General features: G+C 56.7%; 22 protein-coding genes. 13 read left to right on the top strand and 9 right to left on the bottom strand.

Translation table 11 applies throughout. From position 1 onward, the window contains the following. Nucleotides 1-7 precede the first annotated feature (7 nt). The gene (pilH, locus tag FFI95_RS02430; RefSeq protein WP_144820778.1) at nt 8-370 is read right to left on the bottom strand and encodes a twitching motility response regulator PilH; all 363 of its coding nucleotides are present in this window, start codon (nt 368-370) and stop codon (nt 8-10) included. A gap of 33 nt (nt 371-403) precedes the next feature. Then, entirely contained in the window at nt 404-796 is a 393-nt protein-coding gene (pilG, locus tag FFI95_RS02425) for a twitching motility response regulator PilG (RefSeq protein WP_144820777.1), read from the bottom strand. A gap of 297 nt (nt 797-1,093) precedes the next feature. Here pilG and gshB point away from each other — a divergent pair, with 297 nt between their 5' ends. From gshB to FFI95_RS02375, 10 genes are all read left to right on the top strand, one after another. Further along, a complete protein-coding gene (gshB, locus tag FFI95_RS02420) occupies nt 1,094-2,041 on the top strand; it encodes a glutathione synthase (protein ID WP_144820775.1) in 948 nt (315 codons plus the stop codon). A gap of 51 nt (nt 2,042-2,092) precedes the next feature. Further along, a complete protein-coding gene (locus tag FFI95_RS02415; RefSeq protein WP_144820773.1) occupies nt 2,093-2,956 on the top strand; it encodes an energy transducer TonB in 864 nt (287 codons plus the stop codon). After that, on the top strand, nt 2,953-3,519 hold the full coding sequence (locus FFI95_RS02410; protein ID WP_186311951.1) for a YqgE/AlgH family protein: 567 nt from the start codon (nt 2,953-2,955) through the stop codon (nt 3,517-3,519). The genes FFI95_RS02415 and FFI95_RS02410 overlap by 4 nt, the downstream gene beginning before the upstream one ends. Continuing rightward, on the top strand, nt 3,512-3,943 hold the full coding sequence (gene ruvX / locus FFI95_RS02405; RefSeq protein ID WP_144820771.1) for a Holliday junction resolvase RuvX: 432 nt from the start codon (nt 3,512-3,514) through the stop codon (nt 3,941-3,943). The genes FFI95_RS02410 and ruvX overlap by 8 nt, the downstream gene beginning before the upstream one ends. Before the next feature lie 15 nt (nt 3,944-3,958). After that, nucleotides 3,959-4,468: a bifunctional pyr operon transcriptional regulator/uracil phosphoribosyltransferase PyrR gene (pyrR, locus tag FFI95_RS02400; RefSeq protein WP_144820770.1), complete on the top strand. Its 510-nt coding sequence runs from the start codon at nt 3,959-3,961 to the stop codon at nt 4,466-4,468. A gap of 25 nt (nt 4,469-4,493) precedes the next feature. Continuing rightward, on the top strand, nt 4,494-5,513 hold the full coding sequence (locus FFI95_RS02395) for an aspartate carbamoyltransferase catalytic subunit (protein ID WP_144820768.1): 1,020 nt from the start codon (nt 4,494-4,496) through the stop codon (nt 5,511-5,513). Then, nucleotides 5,510-6,811: a dihydroorotase gene (locus FFI95_RS02390; RefSeq protein ID WP_144820766.1), complete on the top strand. Its 1,302-nt coding sequence runs from the start codon at nt 5,510-5,512 to the stop codon at nt 6,809-6,811. The genes FFI95_RS02395 and FFI95_RS02390 overlap by 4 nt, the downstream gene beginning before the upstream one ends. 174 nt (nt 6,812-6,985) lie before the next feature. Then, complete coding sequence (locus FFI95_RS02385) at nt 6,986-8,035, top strand: putative solute-binding protein (RefSeq protein ID WP_222120369.1); 1,050 nt, start codon at nt 6,986-6,988, stop codon at nt 8,033-8,035. Next, on the top strand, nt 8,011-9,066 hold the full coding sequence (locus FFI95_RS02380) for a hypothetical protein (RefSeq protein ID WP_144820765.1): 1,056 nt from the start codon (nt 8,011-8,013) through the stop codon (nt 9,064-9,066). Before FFI95_RS02385 ends, FFI95_RS02380 begins: the two co-directional genes overlap by 25 nt. A gap of 39 nt (nt 9,067-9,105) precedes the next feature. Beyond that, nucleotides 9,106-11,169: a TRAP transporter large permease subunit gene (locus tag FFI95_RS02375; protein WP_144820763.1), complete on the top strand. Its 2,064-nt coding sequence runs from the start codon at nt 9,106-9,108 to the stop codon at nt 11,167-11,169. A 68-nt stretch (nt 11,170-11,237) separates the two neighbouring features. On the opposite strand, the gene FFI95_RS02370 is transcribed toward FFI95_RS02375, so the two are convergent. From FFI95_RS02370 to rsmD, 7 genes are all read right to left on the bottom strand, one after another. Then, nucleotides 11,238-12,770: a phosphoenolpyruvate carboxykinase gene (locus tag FFI95_RS02370; protein ID WP_144820761.1), complete on the bottom strand. Its 1,533-nt coding sequence runs from the start codon at nt 12,768-12,770 to the stop codon at nt 11,238-11,240. A gap of 175 nt (nt 12,771-12,945) precedes the next feature. After that, the gene (gene hslO / locus FFI95_RS02365; RefSeq protein ID WP_144820759.1) at nt 12,946-13,800 is read right to left on the bottom strand and encodes an Hsp33 family molecular chaperone HslO; all 855 of its coding nucleotides are present in this window, start codon (nt 13,798-13,800) and stop codon (nt 12,946-12,948) included. 56 nt (nt 13,801-13,856) lie between these two features. Then, a complete protein-coding gene (hslR, locus tag FFI95_RS02360) occupies nt 13,857-14,264 on the bottom strand; it encodes a ribosome-associated heat shock protein Hsp15 (RefSeq protein ID WP_144820757.1) in 408 nt (135 codons plus the stop codon). Between the two features lie 42 nt (nt 14,265-14,306). Then, nucleotides 14,307-14,996, bottom strand: coding sequence for a GMP/IMP nucleotidase (yrfG, locus tag FFI95_RS02355; RefSeq protein ID WP_144820756.1), 690 nt, complete (start codon nt 14,994-14,996; stop codon nt 14,307-14,309). A 93-nt stretch (nt 14,997-15,089) separates the two neighbouring features. After that, on the bottom strand, nt 15,090-15,422 hold the full coding sequence (locus FFI95_RS02350) for a hypothetical protein (protein ID WP_144820754.1): 333 nt from the start codon (nt 15,420-15,422) through the stop codon (nt 15,090-15,092). A gap of 143 nt (nt 15,423-15,565) precedes the next feature. Further along, nucleotides 15,566-16,378: a bifunctional DNA-formamidopyrimidine glycosylase/DNA-(apurinic or apyrimidinic site) lyase gene (gene mutM / locus FFI95_RS02345; RefSeq protein ID WP_144820752.1), complete on the bottom strand. Its 813-nt coding sequence runs from the start codon at nt 16,376-16,378 to the stop codon at nt 15,566-15,568. Next, nucleotides 16,379-17,026 carry a 16S rRNA (guanine(966)-N(2))-methyltransferase RsmD gene (gene rsmD, locus FFI95_RS02340; protein ID WP_144820751.1) on the bottom strand — a complete coding sequence of 216 codons (648 nt, stop codon included), beginning with the start codon at nt 17,024-17,026 and terminating at the stop codon, nt 16,379-16,381. 147 nt (nt 17,027-17,173) lie between these two features. Between rsmD and ftsY the strand changes: the two genes are divergently transcribed. From ftsY to ftsX, 3 genes are read left to right on the top strand one after another with little or no spacing between them, the layout of a single operon-like run. After that, nucleotides 17,174-18,334, top strand: coding sequence for a signal recognition particle-docking protein FtsY (ftsY, locus tag FFI95_RS02335; RefSeq protein ID WP_144820749.1), 1,161 nt, complete (start codon nt 17,174-17,176; stop codon nt 18,332-18,334). Between the two features lie 39 nt (nt 18,335-18,373). After that, nucleotides 18,374-19,063 carry a cell division ATP-binding protein FtsE gene (ftsE, locus tag FFI95_RS02330; RefSeq protein WP_144820748.1) on the top strand — a complete coding sequence of 230 codons (690 nt, stop codon included), beginning with the start codon at nt 18,374-18,376 and terminating at the stop codon, nt 19,061-19,063. Then, entirely contained in the window at nt 19,053-20,069 is a 1,017-nt protein-coding gene (ftsX, locus tag FFI95_RS02325) for a permease-like cell division protein FtsX (RefSeq protein WP_144820746.1), read from the top strand. The genes ftsE and ftsX overlap by 11 nt, the downstream gene beginning before the upstream one ends. Nucleotides 20,070-20,091: the final 22 nt, after the last annotated feature.

The raw sequence follows: 20,091 nt of genomic DNA, 5'->3' as shown, positions 1-20,091 counted from the left end.
TTAGTGATCAGGCAATCAGGCTGTTGATTGTTTTGATCAGATCGTCTTCTTTTACCGGCTTGACCAGGTAACCCTTGGCCCCCTGGCGGGTGCCCCAGACGCGGTCAGTTTCCTGGTCCTTGGTGGTAACAATGATCACCGGGATGGACGCTGTCTCCGGAGCGCGGGTAAGCTGGCGGGTTGCCTGAAAACCGTTGAGGCCTGGCATAACCACATCCATGAGCACCAGATCCGGGGTTTCTGTGCGAGCCTTGGCAACACCGTCAGCGCCATTGTCTGCGGACAGCACTTCGTGTTGATGCTTTTCCAGAATGGTGGAGATTTTTTTAACCTCGGTAGGGGAATCGTCAACTATCAGAATGCGAGCCATTGGTTCCTCGATGGTTCTATGTATCAGCAGGGTTTACTGGGGTGTCACAGGCATGTAATGACGAATGGTGTTAAGCAACTCATCCTTACTGAACGGCTTGGTCAGGTATTGATCGGAGCCGACCACACGACCCTTGGCCTTATCAAACAGTCCGTCTTTACTTGACAGCATGATAACCGGCGTCTTTTTGAATGAAGCGTTATTCTTGATGAGCGCGCAGGTCTGGTAGCCATCCAGGCGGGGCATCATGATGTCGACAAAAATAATATCGGGTTGTGAGTCGGCAATTTTGGCCAGGGCATCAAAACCGTCAGTTGCGGTGATAACCTCACAGCCAACTTTTTTGAGTAGGGTTTCTGCGGTGCGACGAATAGTTTTGCTGTCGTCGATCACCATGATCTTCAGGTTCTCGAAGTTGTCATCCATTGTCCAGATTGCCTTGCGCTCAGCGACTGTCATTATTTTCAAACGGTTGTTTTAACATAAACCCCGGGGTTCTTCCACGAACAGGGACTATTTATAGATTATCAAGGGGGCGATAAAAAGACTTACTTTGTGACCGAATGTATTGTTGCATGCAACATCACGTAATTGATGAGGGATTTCTCCGAGTGCATTCGGGATTCGGGTACAATACCATCTGGTCTTGCAGCATATCACTTAACGGCCGGCCCGCACTGCAGACCGGTTCGTGTTTTTAAACTTCAGGAGCGCGGAGACACTATGACAGTTCGACTCGGGGTTGTAATGGATCCCATAGAGGATATCCATTTTGCAAAAGACAGTTCGCTGGCAATGTTGTGGGCGGCGCAGAATCGTGGCTGGGAAATCGAATACATGGAGCTGCCGGACATGTACCTTGACGGCGGCAAGGCCATGGCCCGGACCCGCAGCCTGACTGTACGTATGGACCCCGAGGACTGGTACAGTTTTGGTCAGACCCGGGAGCGCGCTCTGGGTGACCTTGATGTCATTCTGATGCGCCAGGATCCACCGGTGGACCGTGAGTTTCTGATCGCGACCTATATTCTGGATTCGGCGGAGCAGCAGGGCGCTCTGGTGGTAAACCCGGCAGCCACTCTGCGCGACTGTAACGAAAAACTGTTTGCAACCCAGTTTGAGGATCTGACACCGCCATTGCTGGTCAGCCGCTCAGCCGATCGGTTTCGTGAGTTTTATGCCAGGCATGGCGATATAATCATGAAGCCGGTAGACGGCATGGGGGGACAGTCAATCTTCCGCGTCAAGGAAAATGACTTCAACCTGGGAGTTATTATCGAAACCCTGACCAATTACGGGACTCATCAGGCGATGGCCCAGAAGTACATTCCCGAGATCAGTGACGGCGACAAGCGCATCCTGATGATTGAAGGCGAGGCTGTTCCTTACTCGCTGGCCCGCATTCCGTCCCAGGGTGAGAATCGGGGCAACCTGGCCGCCGGCGGGCGCGGGGAAGGCCGCGAACTTACCGAGCGCGACCGTGAGATCTGCGCGCGTGTAGCTCCGGCCATAAAGGAAAAAGGCCTGATGTTTGTGGGTCTGGATGTGATAGGTGACTATCTGACGGAAATTAACGTGACCAGCCCTACGTGTATTCGGGAGCTGGACACGGCGTTCGGGTTAAGCATCTCGGATCTTCTGATGGATGCGATTGAAAAGCGGCTTGGGTAAGACTGACGGCAGGCTCATGGGCCAGAGGCAACAACAGGAACGAATCCGGTAATGGCAGCACAGGTAAGCGACTTCGACCGGTTTTCTTTCACGCTGTTCATGGCACTGGCTGTGCACGCGATCGTTGTGCTGGGCATTACGTTTGCGCCTGAATCACCGCGCACGTCTGCACAGACCATGGAGATTACGCTGTCTCAGACCGAGGATGAGCAGGCGCCTGAGGAAGCGAATTTTCTGGCCCAGAGCCACCAGAAAGGCAGTGGTACTGAAGAAAAACCCCGGGAGATGACCACGCCGGAGCCGGTCGAGTTCAGACAGCCGGAGGTGGCTAAGGTGCAGCCCGAGCCCATGGCACAAACACAACCGGCCCGGCGTCAGGAACAAACGGTTGTGCAGACTGAAAGCCAGGCCAGCAGGCAGGTTCAGGAGCCGGAGCAGCCGGCCAGTCAGGACGAGCCGTTACCCGTCAGGGAAAAGAAAAGCCTGATGGAGCGCAGTCTGGAAATAGCCAGCCTCGAGGCCCGGTTTGATGCACAGCAGCAGGCTTATGCCCGTAAGCCCAGGGTTATGCGGGTGACCGCTGCCTCCACTCTGAAATCCAGCAACGCGTGGTATGTACAGAACTGGGTCAGCAAGGTGACACGGGTCGGTAATATCAATTACCCCAATGAAGCCCGGCGCGCCGGAGTGTACGGCACTTTACGAATGCTGGTATCTATGCAGAAAGATGGCACAATCAAAGAGGTGGCTATTCTGCAATCGTCCGGAAGCAGGTTGCTTGATGACGCAGCGATTCGTATTGTCAGAATGGCGGCACCGTTCCCGCCTTTTCCGGATGAGATGCGGAAAAAAGTGGATGAACTGGAAATTATACGCACCTGGTCTTTTCAGCAGCGGGGGCTGACATCCGGATGACGGCATCAAAACACTCTCCTCACAACCTGAAGCATCATTTTCTGGTGGCTTCGCCCTATCTGGCGGACCCGCGATTCCATGGTTCTGTCATTTACCTTTGCGAACACTCGGAAGACGGAGCCCTTGGGCTGGTAATCAATCAACCTCTGGGCATTCATCTCGGGGAAATTCTGGAACAGCTTGACCTTCAGGGCGACGAACTGGATCTGCCCGTGTTTGGCGGTGGGCCAGTTGAACAGGAGCGGGGGTTTGTTCTGCACTCGCCGTCCGGAAGCTGGAAGAACACCGCCATTGTGGCCGACGACGTTATGCTGACAACCTCCCGGGATATTCTCGCCGGTATTGGCCGCAATCAAGGCCCGTCCGAGTTCTTGATGGCGCTGGGCTATTCCGGCTGGGGTTCCGGACAGCTGGAAGAGGAACTGAGCGGGAACGCCTGGCTGACCTGTCCGGCCACCGCGGACATTTTGTTCAGAACGCCCTGGGCCGATCGATACAAGGCTGTTCTGGCACTGATCGGAGTTGACCTGAACCAGCTCAGTGAAACGGTGGGTCATGCCTGACGCCGGTCGTCGCAGTGTCTTGGCGTTTGATTTTGGCCTGCGCCGCATCGGGGTTGCGACCGGACAGGAAATACTGGGGACCGGGCAACCTCTGGCAATGATCCCCGCCGAAAATGGCAAACCCGACTGGAGCCGTATTGAGCAACTGCTGACAGAATGGCAGCCAGACCTGGTGCTGGTTGGCCTGCCCCTGAACATGGACGGCAGTGAAAGCGATATGTGTGGTCGCAGTCGCAAGTTTGGCAAGCGGATACATGGCCGCTTCCATGTACCGGTAGAAATGGTGGATGAACGCCTGACCAGCTACGAAGCCAAAGGTGAGGTTATGGCTGCCGGGGGCTCCCGGGACTTTGGTCGCCATGGTGTGGATGATCGTGCCGCGGTGTTAATTCTGGAAACCTGGTGCCGGTTGCAGTCAGAATAAAAAAGCGAGGGTATAATGAGCGTATTGCTTGAAGTGGGTCAGTTGATGGATAAGCTGGAAACCGGGCTGCAACATCTGCTGGCAGAGCGCAATATAGAGGCTCCTTTAGTGATCGGCATCCGGACCGGGGGGGTCTGGGTGGCAGACATTCTGGGCAGGCGTCTTGGCATTGAGGAGCCTTTCGGAGAGCTGGATATTTCTTTTTACCGGGATGATTTCAGTCGTATCGGGCTGAACCCGAAGGTCACCCCGTCTAACCTTCCGTTTGATACCGAGGGGCGGGACATCATACTGGTGGACGATGTGATCATGAGCGGGCGTACCATTCGTGCGGCAATGAACGAGTTGTTCGATTATGGCCGCCCCGCCAGTATCATACTTGCCGCTTTAGTAGATCTTGACGCCCGGGAACTTCCGATCCGGCCAGACGTGGCCGGGCAGTCCCTGACGCTGAAAGCCGGGCAGCGACTGAAGCTGCGTGGCCCGGATCCGCTCCGGCTTGAATACCAGGAAACCGAACAGTAAATCTCTCCGGACAACAGGAAGCACAATGACGGTAAACGCAGCAGCCGCACACCACCTACAGCTCACCCGGGACGGTCAACTGCGGCATTTCCTGACTCTGGACGGTCTGGGCAGGGCATTACTGACCGACATTCTGGATACGGCAGACTCGTTTATTGAAGTTGGTGAGCGCTCGATCAAGAAAGTGCCACTGTTGCGCGGACGCACAGTTGCTAATCTCTTCTTTGAGCCCAGTACCCGCACCCGAAGCACCTTTGAGCTTGCAGCCAAGCGCCTGTCTGCTGACGTACTCAATCTGGATATCAATACCTCGGCGACCTCCAAGGGCGAATCACTCTCGGATACTCTCCTGAACCTCGAAGCCATGGCCAGTGACATGTTTGTCGTACGCCACGCCCAGAGTGGTGCCGCGCACTTTATTGCGGAAAGCGTGACGCCGGGGGTGGCTATTATCAATGCCGGTGACGGCCGCCACGCCCACCCCACTCAGGCCATGCTCGATATGCTGACCATTCGCCAGAACAAAGGCACATTTGAAGGCCTTAAGGTCGCTATCGTCGGTGACATATTGCACTCCCGGGTTGCCCGTTCCCAGATCCGGGCGCTGAATGAGCTCGGAGCTGAGCAGGTACGGGTTATTGCACCTGGCACCTTGCTTCCACGGGACGTGGAAAGCCTGGGGTGTACCGTGGAATATGATATGGCCAAAGGCATGAAAGATCTGGATGTGGTGATTATGCTGCGTCTGCAAAAAGAGCGGATGGAAGGGGCGCTGCTACCCAGCGAACGTGAATTTTACCGGCTTTACGGCTTGAGCCAGGAGAAGCTGGCGTTGGCCCATCCGGAGTGTATTGTCATGCACCCGGGGCCGATTAACCGGGGTGTGGAAATAGAATCCGCTGTCGCAGACGGGCCGCAATCGGTGATTCTCAGTCAGGTCACCAACGGCATCGCCATCCGTATGGCAGTGATGTCCATGGCCATGGGCGGGCAGGTGGCAGAGCGCCAGCAAAAACGCAGCACCCTGAAAGGAGATCAGTCATGAGCGGTCATCAGGTTTTTTCTGGCTCCAGCCTGAAAATTACCGGGGGGCGGCTATTGGACGGCCGGGGCAAAGACGAATCGAATCGCGCGTTGCTGATTCGCAACAGCCGCATTGCGGCTACCGGGGAGGCGGCTGAAAAAGCCGATGCGGATCAGGTTTTCGATGCCAGGGGCTGCATCATCGCCCCGGGTTTTGTGGATTTGTATTGCAACCTGCGTGAACCGGGCAATGGCCAGAAAGGCAATATGCGAACAGAAGCCCGGGCAGCAGCCCGGGGCGGCTTTACCACCGTCTGCGAATCACCGGAAACCTCACCCGTTAATGACTCCCGGGCGGTTACCCATCTGATTCGTGAGGGTGCAGAGGCCGGCTCCCCGGTCCGTGTGCTGCCCATAGGTGCCCTGACCCGGGGCCTGGAAGGGGAAATGCTCAGTGATATGGGCGGGCTGACTGCCGCCGGGTGCATTGCGGTGGGCAATGGTTCCCGTAGCGTGCGTAGTGCCCGGGTGTTGCGCCGCTGTATGGCCTATGCGCAGACATTCGGCCTGACTGTGATGCTGCGCCCGGAAAATCAGTCTCTGGCGGCGGATGGCTACGCCCATGATGGACTGGTGGCGTCGCGTCTGGGTCTGTTGGGGATTCCGGAAGTTGCCGAAACCGCCTCTGTTATGGAAATGCTATTGCTGGCGGAAGAAACGGGTGTCCGGCTCCACCTGAGCCAGCTATCCTGCGGCCGCAGTGTGGAAATGGTGGCCGATGCCCGGCGCCGGGGCGTGGCTGTAACCGCCGATGTAGCCATGCACCAGCTAATTTTTACCGAAGATGCGCTGGCGGGTTTTGACAGCCGTTTTCATCTGCGCCCACCACTGCGCTCAGAGGCAGACCGTAAAGCCCTGGTCGCCGGGGTTCGCGAGGGCGTGATTGACGCTATCGTAAGCCAGCATCTGCCCCATGAAAGCGCCGCCAAGCAGGCTCCGCTGCCAGATACAGCCCCCGGGCTGTCCAGTATCGAAAGTGTGCTCTCTCTGGGACTTGAGCTTGTGCACCGGGATGAGCTGAGTCTCAGTGAGCTTATCCGCAGCCTTACGACCGGTCCTGCCTCTGTGATTGGCCGTAATGCTTCAGCCGGTCAGGATGATAAAGCCGATCTGTGTGTATTTGATCCAGCCACCCGTTGGACACCGGATAGCCAGTCGCTGATCTCAGCGGGTAAGCATGCGCCAGTATTGGGCCAGCCTCTGCGCGGCGTTGTACGGCTGACCCTTGTGGATGGCCAGGAAGCCTGGGCCAGCCACTGAAAACGGTCACCCGCTTGCCAGAATGTGGCAGAGGTTGGCTTATCTCTGTCGACACCGTCACATAATCCTGCACGTTGCCAGAAAACCCTTGAAAAGGGGCACCTGTGCCAACGTATTCTTGTGCTGATCGGCCTACTTTGACGGCAAACACAAGAATAATTCAGGAGTTGTCCCGTGACTTTAACCCCCCTCTCCAGGCAGGTGGCCCTGATTGCCGCACTGTGTGTCGGGCTTGCCCTTCCCTTAACAGGGCAGGCTCAGGCTGGTACTGACGCCGGTAGCCAAACCCTTGAACGAAGCTTTTGCGTATTTGATCCTGTGGGGGCCAGCGGGCCGCTGTTCGCGGTTGTTAAGGCATTCCAGCCGGTAGCACTCAAAAATGGTATCAGGTTTAACCTGAGTGCCTACACGGACGAAAAAGTCGCCGCAGAGGACTTCAAAGCCGGTCAGTGTGATGCAGTCATGCTTACCGGCACCCGCGCCCGTGAGTTCAACAAGTTTAGCGGCAGTCTTGAAGCAATGGGAGCGGTACCTGGTAAAGAAGAAATGCGCCTGCTTTACAATACCCTGAGCCAGCCCCAGGCCCGACCCTTGCTGACTGAAGGCCCCTACGCGGTCGCCGGTATTGTCCCGGCAGGGGCTATCTATCTGTACACACGGAACAGAGGCATCAATACGGTTGGAGAGCTTCAGGGTAAGCGCGTAGCAACTCTCGATTACGACCAGGCATCGGTGCGTATGGTTCGCCACGTCGGGGCCTCGGTGGTTGGCTCCAACTCCGCCAATTTCGCCGGAAAGTTCAACAACGGCAGTGTCGACCTGGCGTATGCACCTGCGGTTGCCTACACCCCTCTGGAGCTTTACAAGGGCGTAGAGCCAGAGGGGGCCGTTGTGAAGTACGCGCTTTCCTACATGAATTTCCAGATTATTCTTCACAGTGACCGGTTCCCGGAATCTGCCGGCCAGATGGTGCGCGAAGAGGCCAATAAACGGCTGGATGAAGCCTATGAGATTATTGCCCGGGCGGAAGCAGAAATCCCCGAAGAGGTCTGGATGCATCTGCCACAGGAAGATACGGCTGAGTATGACAAGATGCTGCGCAAAGTGCGGTTGTCACTGGTCAGTGATGGTGTTTACGACGGGCGGGCGATCAAGCTGATGAAAGCCATTCGCTGCCGTGTTGATGCTTCGAGGTCCGAATGCGCATCCACCACAGACAGCTGACAGGCTTAACACGCCGGCTCAGGGGGCTACTGCTGGCTCTGGTCTTCAGCTCGCTTTTGCCCGGCTGCAGCGTCATCGACAACATGATGTACAAAACCACCGGCGACGTGATGCAGGGCTTCTCACGAGAGCATACCATCCCTTATCTGATGGCCAGCGACGACCTGAGCATGGGGTGCGCGATGAGTGAAGCCACGGCGCCGTTGCTCATGTCATTTGGTCGGGTGACAGCTGAACCGGATCAGTTGGCAGTTATGCTTTATCTTTCTGCAGGCAGTTGCGCTGAAGAACAGGGGCGTGAACACGAGCTTGCAGCACTGGCCGCTATCCGTGACGGCGAGGGCAGTGCAGCTGAAGATGCCATGATACGACAGAAGCGGGCCTATGCACTGGCATCCAGGCGCTATCTGCAGTCCTGGAAACACCATACGGCTGTTTATGGCCAGCCAGGTACAGGTGAGTGTCCGGCCTTTGACGATGATCTGGACGAGTTTGTCTATTTTGCCGGTCTGCTTTCGGGGCTGCAGGCACTGAACGCCGAAATCCAGTCAACCTCGTCTGTTGGCGTCCCGAAAAACACAGGCGCTGTTGCGGCCAGGGGGGCGGGGTGCCTGGAAAACGATAAATGGTGGGGCGCACCTGCAGCGCTTCAGGCCACTGTTTGGTCCATGATGCCGGGCGCTATGCCGGAAGGTGAGAGTGCTTTTGAGCGCCTGGAAACCGCTGAAAAGCGGGCAGATGAAGCTGGCGTTCGTCTGGGTTACGTTTTTCACGCGATTGCCGCCGGTAACCAGGGCGATGAGGCCTTGGTCAAGTCGGTGATTCGCCGGCACGCGGAGTCTTTGGAGATGCAGCCTGCTAATAAAGACTGGGCCTTTGTAGATGCCATGGCCACCAACATGATGACCGCAATCTCTGACCGCTTATGGGTAGAAAATACTGGCCATCGGACACCTCTGGGCCGGTTGGGGCATTTCTGGGATGACCGGCAGAAACCTGTCGAAACCATGGACCTGGACGGGCTGCTATAACACCAGGGGTGTTTCCGCACATTTAAAAGAGTACTCAGTATGTTCAACGGGGGTGTGCGCCGCAGCGGGCTGGAATGGTTTTCGTCGTTACCGGCTTGTCTGTTGCTGTTGTCAGTGGTTCTTTTTTCCACCAGCAGCGATCTTCATAATCAGATGTTGCAGGGCGGTGAACAGCTGTGGAGTGGCTACTACAAGTTGCGCCTGGACCCGTCCGAGCCCACGTGTAACCCCGGGCGTAATATCGACGCGGCTGTAGCTCAGGAGCTGGCCAGGAGTACCCTTGATGATGACCCTGTGGCAGCCTTGCTGGGTGCTCAGGAAAAAGACCCGGCGGATGTGCGCCTTGCCATTGAGCGCTCAGTTGCAGACTGTAAAGCCGCCCACCAGAGCTATGACAACCTCCGTGAACAGTTGACTCCGGGTGTTAAAGCCTATCGCGCCATCGAGTTGTTCATTGCAGATCTGATTGCCTTTGGTCTGGCGTCCCAGCGCTATATTCTTGTGCTGCTGGTCATGTTATGTGCGGTTACTGCCACCCTGACACGCCACCACATTGCGATGCGGGCCATGCAGACCCGGCTGGACTATACGGTTTCGTACACGCTTCAGACGGTTGCTAATGCCATGCTTCTGGGCTCAAGCCTGATCTTCCGGCAGTCCAGCATGGGGGCAGAAACCTCGGTGCCCTCCGAAGACCTGTTGCTTCATAATGTCTGGATTACCGGGTTTGTCTGTCTCACGCTGGCCAGTCTCTATCGGCTGGTCCGGGTGCCAGCCGGACTGGCTCCTGGCGGAACCCTGAACAAAGCCTTCTTCGCCGTGCCTCTGTACACCTTCATGTGCCTGGTCTCGGGCACTTATTTTGCGTTGATCGGTCACGCCTCAGGGATTGGTATTTATCTGGGCAAAATGATGGATCTTGCCGATATGTTCCTGAATGTCGGGCTGTATGTCTGGGTTGGTATGATGCTCAAGCAGACCCGGCTGGCTACATTGGTATTTAATCTGTTCCGGCCATGGCAGATGCCACCGGAAATGCTGGCTGTTGTTGCCGTATTGGTGGCGGCCGTACCCACTGCCTATACCGGCGCCTCGGGCATTTTTGTGATTGCCGCGGGCGCGGTTATTTACACGGAATTGCGCGCTGCCGGCGCGCGCCGGCAGCTGGCACTGGCTGCCACCGCCATGTCCGGTTCCCTGGGTGTTGTATTGCGTCCGTGTCTGTTGGTGGTTGTGATCGCATACCTCAACCGTGAAGTCACCACAGATGAGCTGTTCGGTTGGGGTATCTGGGTATTGGTGCTGACGGCAGTGATGTTTGCGACGGTTGCACTTACCGTGAACCGGCAGAGTACATTCAATCTGGCCCCGGCATCGCGGGCACTGCCAGCCATGCTTCGGGCTTTCCGGCCGTTGATCCCCTACGCTCTGGTCATCATGACCGTGATACTGTTTTATCGTTTTGTATTGAATGTACACATGGATGAGTTTTCGGCGCCACGTATACTGCCGGTTATCATGCTGGCCATTCTGCTTTACGAGCATGTCAGCCTGAAAAACGCCAGGGGCAAGGCCTCTGGCGAGATCAATCATCAGGGGCTGGAGCGCAGTGTACGAGGAGCCACCAACGACACAACCGCTGAAATCGGGGCGCTTTTACTGCTGCTTGGGTTATCAGTGAGTATTGGCGGCGTTATTGAGCGCTCCCAGATTATGCAGGCGTTACCGCAATCTTTTGACAGTCTCTGGTCAGCTATGGCGCTCATGGTTCTGGTCCTGGTGCTGGTCGGAATGATTATGGATGCGTTCGGAGCGGTGATTCTTGTTACCGCCACAGTGGCAACCATTGCTTATGCCAGCGGTATTCATCCTGTGCATTTCTGGATGGTAACGCTTGTGGCGTTTGAGCTGGGCTACCTGAGTCCGCCGGTCGCGCTAAATCACCTGCTGACGCGGCAAGTGGTGGGGGAGGCAGAGGTGCTGACGGCTCAACAGCAGGCCGGAAGCTTTTACCAGCGCCATGAACGGATCATCATGCCGCTGATTGCCATGAGTATTTCGCTTGTTCTGGTGGCGTTCGTGCCGCTGTTGTTCTACGCCTGAGTTGTTTCACTCAGGCATAAAAAAAGCGTCCGTGCTTTCGCAGGACGCTTTTTTTCAACCGGCTGGCCTCAGAGCTTCGGACCAGCTTCTACAATTGCATCGGCAACATCAAACTTCTTGAAGTTCTCTACAAACTGGCCAATCAGTTCTTTTGCCTTGTTGTCATAGTCCTCTGTGCTGGCCCAGGTGTTGCGTGGGTTCAGCAGGTTGGTCTCTACGCCCGGCACCTGTTTGGGGACATCCACGTTCAGAGTCGGCAAATGCTCGGTTTCAACCGCGTCGAGATCGCCATTCTGAATCGCGCTGATGATGCCGCGGGTCGTGGGGATACTGAAGCGTGTGCCGACGCCATAGGGGCCGCCGGTCCACCCTGTGTTCACCAGAAAGACCTTGCTGTCATACTCATCAATACGCTTCATCAGCAGTTCCGCGTATACACCTGCCGGGCGCGGGAAGAAAGGGGCGCCAAAGCAGGTGGAGAAGGTAGACTTGAGCTTGGATGACGACCCCATTTCAGTGGAGCCTACCAGCGCTGTGTAGCCGCTCAGGAAGTGATAAGCAGCTCCTTCACGGCTCAGTATGGAAACCGGAGGCAGCACGCCTGTCATATCGCAGGTCAGGAATACGATGTGTGAAGGCTCACCGGCGCGGTTTTCCAGTACGCGCTTTTCAACGTGCTCAAGCGGATACGCACAGCGGGAGTTCTCCGTCAGGGAGGTATCAGTGTAATCCGGCTCGCGGGTTTCCGGGTCAATGGTTACGTTTTCGACAAGTGCACCAAAGCGGATGGCATCCCAGATGATGGGCTCATTTTCCCGGCTCAGGTCAATGCACTTGGCGTAACAGCCGCCTTCAATATTGAACACGGTGCCCGGGCCCCATCCATGCTCGTCGTCACCGATCAGGTAGCGATCAGGGTCTGCAGAAAGGGTGGTCTTGCCAGTTCCCGAAAGCCCGAAAAACAGGCAGGTTTCGCCATCTTCGCCAACGTTGGCTGAGCAGTGCATCGGCAGTACATCTTTTTCCGGAAGAAGGAAGTTCTGCACGGAGAACATCGCTTTCTTCATTTCACCCGCGTAATGCATACCGGCCAGCAGAACTTTGCGGCGGGCAAAGTTGATGATGACACAGCCATCGCTGTTGGTGCCATCGCGCTCCGGCACGCATTCAAAGTTGGCCGCATTAAGAATTTGCCATTCCTGCTTGTCGGCGTGGTTGTAGCTGTCAGGACGGATAAACAGGTTGCGTCCGAACAGGTTCTGCCAGGCAGTTTCCGTGGTCATTTTTACCGGCAGGTAGTGTTCCGGATCGGAGCCGACATGAACCAGTGAAACAAAGCTGTCCTTCTCAGCAATGTACGCCTCTACGCGATCCCACAGGGCGTCGAACTTATCGGCATCGAAGGGGCGGTTGATCGGCCCCCAGTGAATGCCGTCAGAGGTGCTCGGCTCTTTGACGATGTAGCGATCCATCGGGGACCGGCCGGTACGCTCACCGGTTTCCACAACCAACGAACCATTAGAAGCCAGCTGGCCTTCGTTACGCGCCAGTGCTTGCTCTACCAGCTGTGCTGTACTCAGATCATTATAGGTGTTGCTCACTTCGACCTCGCCCTCGGGATGTCTTGGTGACTGTTCAGGCTGCCTGTCCGGATGTTGGCGGAAAACTGAACAATCTGGTCAATTCAGGCGCGCTATTATGCCAGAGGCGCCGCTAAAAAACGACCGCCCGGAAAGTCTGACAGTGCCAGCTTTCCGGGCGAATGGCCAGCCATTGCTAGTGTAGCGTATGGCCGGCGAACAGGTGGTCTATGTCAATTCTGCTGAAATGGTAGTGTGCGTGGCAGAACTGACAGTCCATTTCAATCGCTCCCTGCTCGTCCAGAATGCTGTAGCATTCCTCTTCGCCGATGGACTTCAGCGCGTCCAGAGTCCTTTCCCGGGAGCAGCTGCACTGGAATACGACGGGTTCTGCATCAAAAAGGCGTACCGTTTCTTCATTGAACAGGCGGTGCAGCAGGGTTTCGCTGTCCAGCTCCAGAAGTTCCCCGGCTTCAACGGTGCGCGCCAGGTGGTTGACCCTCTCCCAGAGTTCATCATCTTCGTCGGTTGCGCCCGGCAGGCGCTGAAGCATCAGTCCGGCGGCGCCGCTTTCGTTGGCGAACAGGAACAGTGATGTGGGGATCTGTTCGGAACGCTCAAAATATTCTTCAAGGCACCCGGCCAGGCTGTCGCGCTCACGGGGCACAACTCCCTGATAACGGTTCCCCTGACGAGGGGCAATGGTAATTGCCATGCGCCCTTCGCCGAGCAGGTTGTGAAAGTTGTCTTCCGTAACGGCGTGCTCATCAAATCTGGCCAGACCGCGGATTTTCCGGTCATGGCTGCATTCGGCCATCAGTGTTTTCAGCGGACCCTCGCCCTGAGCCTGTATGGATAATGTACCCTCAAACTTCAGGCTGCTGCTCATCACGATGCTGGCAACCAGTGCCTCACCGATCAGGTCGCGAATCGACTCGGGGTAGGGAGCCTGGCTGGCGATTTCCCGGAAGCTTTTGTCAAGCTGTACCCAGGCTCCGCGAACCTGGCTATCTTCAAAAATAAAACGCTGGAACTGGTCGCGGGATGCCATTCTGTTTCTCCTGGAAAACGGGCTGCTTGAATCGGTTGGCGGCGATTAACGCCGGTTCAGATACCATGCTGGTCACGGAACCGCTGAATATCGCGGCGGTCCTTTTTGGTCGGGCGCCGGGCCGGCGGTAACTGGGCTGCCTGCATGGTTTTTCGTTGCCAGGCCAGCTCTTCCCGTTTTTTTACACTCTCTTCGGTTTCGTGGTACAGCTTTTGCGCCTCGGGCGCACCACGTCTGCGTTCGCTGAGCTCATCCACAACCACGGTTTTCTCCTGCCAACCAAGGCGTAACGTAAGGATGGCACCCGGGTCAACCGACCGGCCAGGCTTGCAGCGCTGGTGATTGTAACGAACCTTTCCGCCTTCAATAGCGTCTCTGGCCAGGGAGCGTGTTTTGTAAAACCGGGCTGCCCATAACCATTTATCGAGTCTTACCCGTTGCTTAGCTGGGGTGGATGCCGCCATGTCTCCTCACAGAGTGGATATATGGGGATGATTATAACGCTCTCAACCGGCAGATGGCAGTGGCCTTTGCCTGTGCATAGTGGGCATGACTTCGTCGAAGTGGCGCACACAGGGGATTGCCGGGTGTGAGGCTCGGGCATCCTGTTGGCTGTCAGGAGCCAGTATGCCCAGGCACTGGGATATGCCCGCGGATCTGGCGCTTTCCAGTACCGGAAAGCTGTCATCCACCATCAGTGTTGAGGCGGCTTTGTAAGGCGCCAATTGCTGCAGATCCTGCCAGAAGGTTGTATCTTCTTTGGGCTTGCCCAGCTGGTGACTGGATACAATGCCGTCTACCAGGCCGTCGAGACCGGTGCGTTGCAGTTTAAGCGCCAGGGGATCCGGATGACAGTTGGTTATAATAACGGACTGCAACCCGGTTTGTTTCAATGTTTTCAGAAACCCCGCGACATGGGGGCGGTAGCCTATACGATCGCCGAGCTCGGATTTCAGGCGGTTAATGTCCATGGCAAGCCGATTGCTCCAGTAATCTGTGCAATAAAAATTAAGCGTGCCCTTTTCTGCCATGATCATATTGAGCAATTGTTCCCTGGCCTCGTCGGCGGGCAGGCTATATTGCTCGGCGTAGCGTTTGGGCAGGTGCTCCAGCCAGAAGTGATTGTCAAAGTGCAGATCCAGCAGTGTTCCGTCCATATCCAGGAACACGGTTTCGAGAGAGGCCCAGTTAATCATATAAAACAACCTGAAAAGTTTCCGTCAGGCTGCCCCGGATCCCGGACCGGGGCAAGCCGGGAAGGTACGGATACGCCTCGGGAATGTCCGTGCTCAGTTGTCTGTCTGCTCAACAGTTTTGGGCTTTCTGCCGGAATTAGTGCAGCCCAGGCAGCGCACAAATGTCGCTTTCGCCGGGCCAACAACCAGAACGTCTCCTGCTTCTTTGGCGTTACCACCTAGCAGGGAAAATGGTAAAGACACCAGATATACCGCACTTCCCACAACGGTCGTGGCCAGTAGCACCGGGCGGATAAACACAGCATCGCCTGTCATGGCCAGCGCCGAGGGGCTTTCATCGACAGCGCGCGCGTGGCCTGTGGATGCAAAGGCCAGCAGGCAGGCGGCTAAAGTGGCCATCAGAGTGCGTGAAATCTTGCGGGTCATTGTTTGTCTCCTGAAGTACCTGATTAATGCTGGGCCTTATTGTAACCTGCGGGAATTAAATCTCTGTTAACTATGAATCATCCTGGCGGATATTCAAATGACTTTTTCGTTGTGGGCCGGGTGTTTAACGGGGCGCTGGTGCATCAGCGCTGGCATTTTGTGCAGTATACCGTAGCCCGGCCACTCATCCGGATCTCTTTTAATGGCGCCTCGCATGCCGGGCAGGGTTCGCCAGCCCGTCCGTAAACAAGAAGTGATTGGGCGAAGTAGCCCGGTTTGCCATCGCTGTTCACAAAGTCCCGAAGTGTGGTGCCGCCCATCAGGATAGCTGCACTCAGGGTCTCGCGAATCGCTTCGGCCAGGCGATGATAGCGATCAAGGCTGATGCGTCCGGCTTGGCGCCGTGGGTGAATACCCGCTTTGAACAGGGCTTCGTTGGCGTATATGTTACCGACGCCGACCACCACGCGGCTGTCCATGATGAAGGATTTTACCGGACGGCTTTTTGTGCGGGACAACCGGAACAGCATCGGGCCACTGAAGTCGGGCGACAGGGGCTCCGGGCCGAGGCCGGCAATCAGCGGGTGCGTTTCTGCTGAGTCTGCCCACAGCCAGCAGCCAAACCGGCGCGGATCATTAAAACGCAGTGTCGTGCCCGTATTCAGCAAAAGGTCTATATGGTCGTGCTTCTGTGCCGGTGAGTGATCGGTAACGATGCGCAGGCTGCCGGACATGCCCAGGTGAATGATCGCCGTGCCATGGTCGAATCTGAGCAGCAGATATTTGCCGCGCCGGTCGACAGCATTAACGGTCCTGCCCTGCATCTGCTCAGCCAGGTCGTCGGGGACCGGCCAGCGTAACCGGCTGTCACGAACAGTAATCCGGTCAATGGAATGGCCTTCGCAGTAGGGCTCTATGCCCTGTCTGGTGGTCTCAACTTCGGGTAATTCGGGCATTCAGGGGGTGTCTCCGCTCAAAACAGCTGTCCGGTATAAAGAATAGGTTACCTGACCCGCTGTTTTCTCGCGATGAAGGTGCCAGCTTGCCGGCACGTCGGGGACCTGGCGATCGGCTTCACGCTCCAGATAAACCCAGCCGCCAGGCTTTATCCAACCATTCGAGTCCAGCAGCGGTAGCAGGGTTGGCAGCCAGTTCTGCCGGAATGGCGGGTCCATGAAGACAATATCAAATGGCTGTTGTGGAGGGCGGCTCAGGTAGGCTTCTACGCTGGCGCACTCGACCGTGCCGGTACTGGAGCCAAGCAGTCTGAGGTTCGTTCTCAGTGCCTGAACCAGGGCCGCATTGTTGTCCACAAACGTGGTCCGGGCGGCACCTCTGGAGAGAGCTTCCAGCCCCAGTGCACCGGATCCGGAAAAAAGATCAAGGCAGTCACGGCCGGGGAGATGATAGGCAAGCCAGTTAAACAGGGTTTCACGGGTGCGTGCGGGAGATGGACGGACCCCGCCTGCATCCGGGAAGCGGAGCTTTCGGCTGCGCCAGTCACCGCCAATAATACGCAACTCGCCGCCAGCTCCCGGGTGCCGGGCACCTCTGCCCGATGCTTTGCCTGATAACGGCGGACCTGAGGGTTTTCTGCGTGGCATGCCAATAGCTCCGGATTGCGTATGAGACGGTGCATTTTAGCGGAAACCAGGCCCACGATGTTAATGCATGTCACTCACTTCCCGGGGACAGTCTGATAGAATATCGCTTTTATTTGTCCCGCCCAATCAGACTGATGGTATAACTTTATGATGGCAGAGTGGATTTCAGTCGGCCTTTTGGCCCTTCTTTTTCTCGTCTTTGTTCTGGATGTGGCCAGTAACCGCCGCCGGATACCGCGGCCAAAACCTGTGCCCCAGCGCAAGCCGGAGGCCAGAAAAGGCCCGGCCCCCGTCGCAGCGGCTGAGGAGGAAGCGCCCGCCCCTGAAAAGCCGGAAGCTGTACCAGAACCAGAACCAGAACCAGAACCAGAACCAGAACCAGAACCTCAACTCAGTGTATTTGAGCGCATCAAACAGGGTCTGGGGAAAACCCGTGCCAGTCTGACAGGTGGCATGGCAGACCTTTTCTCTGTTGGAAAGAAAATCGATGAAGACCTGCTGGAAGAGATCGAAACCACACTGCTGATGGCGGATGTGGGCGTAACCGCCACCTCGGAAATCATTGAGTCTCTCACCGACAAGTTGCAACGCAACCAGCTGAAAGATGGCGATGCCCTGCGCCAGGCACTGCGTGACGAGCTACATGGTTTGCTGAAAGGCGTGACCGCACCGCTGGCCCTGGACTCTTCAAAAACGCCTTACGTTATCCTGATGGTGGGCGTAAATGGTGTAGGCAAAACCACGACCATCGGTAAACTTACCAAGAAGTTCCAGAGCGAGGGCAAGTCTGTGATGCTGGCAGCAGGGGACACATTCCGCGCCGCTGCGGTTGAGCAGCTGCAGGTCTGGGGCGAGCGTAATGATGTTCCGGTCATAGCTCAGCACACAGGTGCTGATAGCGCGTCGGTGATCTTTGATGCGATCCAGGCCGGAAAATCCCGCGAAGTGGATGTGGTGATTGCTGATACGGCCGGTCGGCTGCAGAATAAAGATAACCTGATGAGCGAGCTGGAAAAAGTAGTCCGGGTTATGAAAAAACTGGACGACACTGCACCCCACGAAGTGATGCTGGTGCTGGATGCCGGTACAGGCCAGAATGCCCTGAGCCAGGCCCAGGTGTTCCAGAAAGCCGTGGGCGTGAGTGGTATTACCTTAACGAAACTGGACGGTACCGCAAAAGGCGGCATAGTGTTCGCTATTGCCCGCCAATTGCAGCTTCCCATCCGCTTCATCGGTGTGGGTGAGCAGGTCGATGACCTGCGCAGCTTTGATGCGGAAACCTTTGTGGATGCCTTGTTTGCTGATTAAATCATTGAGCCGGCCGGCGTTGCGGAGTTGTAGCCCGCCATGATCGAATTCCGTCAAGTAACCAAGCGGTATGACAGTGATCATACCGCCCTGCGCCAGGTGAACTTTCATCTGGGCCGGGGCGAGCTGGCATTTCTGACCGGACACTCCGGGGCAGGGAAAAGTACGCTGCTGAAACTGATTATGGTTATGGAGCGCCCCAGCGCCGGCGAAGTCGTTGTTGGCGGCCAGCTGCTAAACCGCTTGCCGAAGCGGCAGATTCCCTATATTCGCAGACATGTAGGCGTAGTGTTCCAGAATCACCAGTTGCTTTTCGACCGGACAGTGTTCGAGAACATCGCCATGCCACTGGAGGTCATGGGGGTTTCACCCCGGGATGTGGGTCGCCGTGTGCGCGCGGCCCTGGATAAGGTGGGTCTGCTCAGCAAAGAAAAGATGAATCCCCTGCAACTGTCGGGTGGTGAGCAGCAGCGCGTCGGTATTGCCCGTGCGGTTGTAAACAAACCGCCACTGCTGCTGGCGGATGAGCCTACAGGGAACCTGGACCCGGACCTGTCTGCAGATATCATGAACCTGTTTGCTCAGTTCAGTCAGGTGGGGGTCACCGTGTTGATTGCCAGCCACGACCTTACCCTGATCAGTGAAATGGGCCGGCGTACCCTGACTCTGGACCACGGTAACCTGATTGCCGGCGGTTCCCCGCTGCAGGGAGGCGCCCGTGGCCGCTGATCCGACCGCCAGATCCCGCAAGCCGAACACGGCCCGGGGCGCCCGGGTTTCCAGCGCACCCTGGCGGGAACAGGCTGAAACCTACATCACTCATCATCGCAAAGTAGCTCGCGACAGTGCTCTGCGCCTGTGGCGGACACCAGTAGCCAGCCTGATGACCTGGACAGTGATGGGTGTTGCCCTGGCGCTGCCTGTGGCACTCATGCTGCTTTTGGTCAGTCTTCAGGGGGTGAGCGCAGGCTGGGAAAGCAGCGCCCGGGTGACCGCTTACATGTCGCTGGAAACCAGTCTTGAGCATGCCCGGGGATTGGTGAGCGACGTTGATGCCGACAGCCGTGTAGCCGGGGTGGAGCTGATTCCCCGGGATCGGGCTCTGGCCGAGTTTCGCGCATCCTCCGGGCTTGAGGATGCTCTGGACTACCTGGAAGGCAACCCGTTACCCCATACACTGGTGATCACACCTGAAGAGGATGCCAGATCTGCCGACGGAGTGGCCGGGCTGGTAACCTTTATTGAAGGCCTGGAAGGTGTTGAGCAAGTACAGGTGGACCTTGGCTGGCTGCAGAGGCTGAATGCCATGACAGAATTGCTGGCACGGGCCGTTTGGGCACTGGCCACACTACTCGCTGTGGCCGTCGTACTGGTGATTGGTAATACCGTCAGGCTCTCTATTGAAAGTCGCCGTGATGAAATTCTGGTGGCTAAGCTGGTGGGGGGTACCGATGGTTTTGTGCGCAGGCCGTTTTTATACACCGGCACCTGGTTCGGCCTGGGAGGTGGAATCGTCGCCTGGTTTCTGCTGTTGTTGTCGTCATGGTGGCTTAACGGGCCCATTGAACACCTTGCCAGGCTGTATCGCAGTGATTTCTCGCTGAGCAGTCTGGGCATTGGCGGGGTGTTTTTATTGATTATTGCAGCCATGCTGCTAGGCTGGCTGGGTGCCTGGGTTGCGGTTAAGCGGCACCTGGATGATATAGAGCCGGGTGAAATAGCTGGCGGTGGTTGACCGCGAGTCGCGGTAAAACCGT

The sequence above is a fragment of the Marinobacter piscis genome (assembly GCF_007671655.1).
GTDB classification, from domain to species: Bacteria; Pseudomonadota; Gammaproteobacteria; order Pseudomonadales; family Oleiphilaceae; genus Marinobacter; species Marinobacter piscensis.
Note: the sequence above shows the minus strand (reverse complement) of the source record. Positions and strands in the feature narration are given on the sequence as shown.

What these genes read in the sequence shown, in the direction of transcription:
- FFI95_RS02375 (WP_144820763.1), top strand. Translation starts at nt 9,106, where the DNA reads ATGTTCAACGGGGGTGTGCGCCGCAGCGGGCTGGAATGGTTTTCGTCG.
- mutM (WP_144820752.1), bottom strand. Translation starts at nt 16,378, where the DNA reads ATGCCCGAATTACCCGAAGTTGAGACCACCAGACAGGGCATAGAGCCC.
- FFI95_RS02395 (WP_144820768.1), top strand. Translation starts at nt 4,494, where the DNA reads ATGACGGTAAACGCAGCAGCCGCACACCACCTACAGCTCACCCGGGAC.
- hslO (WP_144820759.1), bottom strand. Translation starts at nt 13,800, where the DNA reads ATGGCATCCCGCGACCAGTTCCAGCGTTTTATTTTTGAAGATAGCCAG.
- FFI95_RS02380 (WP_144820765.1), top strand. Translation starts at nt 8,011, where the DNA reads ATGCGCATCCACCACAGACAGCTGACAGGCTTAACACGCCGGCTCAGG.
- ftsE (WP_144820748.1), top strand. Translation starts at nt 18,374, where the DNA reads ATGATCGAATTCCGTCAAGTAACCAAGCGGTATGACAGTGATCATACC.
- hslR (WP_144820757.1), bottom strand. Translation starts at nt 14,264, where the DNA reads ATGGCGGCATCCACCCCAGCTAAGCAACGGGTAAGACTCGATAAATGG.
- pilG (WP_144820777.1), bottom strand. Translation starts at nt 796, where the DNA reads ATGGATGACAACTTCGAGAACCTGAAGATCATGGTGATCGACGACAGC.
- FFI95_RS02410 (WP_186311951.1), top strand. Translation starts at nt 2,953, where the DNA reads ATGACGGCATCAAAACACTCTCCTCACAACCTGAAGCATCATTTTCTG.
- yrfG (WP_144820756.1), bottom strand. Translation starts at nt 14,996, where the DNA reads ATGATTAACTGGGCCTCTCTCGAAACCGTGTTCCTGGATATGGACGGA.
- FFI95_RS02415 (WP_144820773.1), top strand. Translation starts at nt 2,093, where the DNA reads ATGGCAGCACAGGTAAGCGACTTCGACCGGTTTTCTTTCACGCTGTTC.
- pilH (WP_144820778.1), bottom strand. Translation starts at nt 370, where the DNA reads ATGGCTCGCATTCTGATAGTTGACGATTCCCCTACCGAGGTTAAAAAA.
- FFI95_RS02390 (WP_144820766.1), top strand. Translation starts at nt 5,510, where the DNA reads ATGAGCGGTCATCAGGTTTTTTCTGGCTCCAGCCTGAAAATTACCGGG.
- pyrR (WP_144820770.1), top strand. Translation starts at nt 3,959, where the DNA reads ATGAGCGTATTGCTTGAAGTGGGTCAGTTGATGGATAAGCTGGAAACC.
- ftsY (WP_144820749.1), top strand. Translation starts at nt 17,174, where the DNA reads ATGATGGCAGAGTGGATTTCAGTCGGCCTTTTGGCCCTTCTTTTTCTC.
- ruvX (WP_144820771.1), top strand. Translation starts at nt 3,512, where the DNA reads ATGCCTGACGCCGGTCGTCGCAGTGTCTTGGCGTTTGATTTTGGCCTG.
- rsmD (WP_144820751.1), bottom strand. Translation starts at nt 17,026, where the DNA reads ATGCCACGCAGAAAACCCTCAGGTCCGCCGTTATCAGGCAAAGCATCG.
- gshB (WP_144820775.1), top strand. Translation starts at nt 1,094, where the DNA reads ATGACAGTTCGACTCGGGGTTGTAATGGATCCCATAGAGGATATCCAT.
- FFI95_RS02350 (WP_144820754.1), bottom strand. Translation starts at nt 15,422, where the DNA reads ATGACCCGCAAGATTTCACGCACTCTGATGGCCACTTTAGCCGCCTGC.